This is a genomic window from Tamlana crocina (assembly GCF_012037625.1).
This window is the reverse complement of the sequence record NZ_JAAVJS010000795.1, coordinates 1-294: the sequence shown is the minus strand read 5'-3', so window position 1 is coordinate 294 and position 294 is coordinate 1. Positions and strand designations below refer to the sequence as shown.

The window sequence follows — 294 nt, the reverse complement described above, 5'->3', positions numbered from 1 at the left end:
AAACGAAACAGGACCAGGACCAGGACCAGGGACTTTCCATCGAATTTGAAAAATACGAGCTGGATAATGGTCTCAATGTGGTCCTCCATCAGGATGATTCAGATCCTATTGTGTCCGTAGCTATTCAATACGGGGTGGGATCCAATAGAGAGAAAAAAGGACGCACCGGTTTTGCTCACCTTTTCGAACACATGTTGTTCCAGGAGTCGGAAAATGTGGAACAAGACCAGTTTTTCAAGAAGATCCAGGATGTGGGAGGAACCTTAAATGGAGGAACCTGGGTTGACGGCACCA

The 294-nt window shown here is 46.6% G+C and carries 1 protein-coding gene; it reads left to right on the top strand.

The genetic code is table 11. The features are described from left to right. The coding region (locus HC176_RS19035; RefSeq protein ID WP_167920531.1) for a M16 family metallopeptidase at positions 1–294 on the top strand (294 nt) is incomplete at both ends.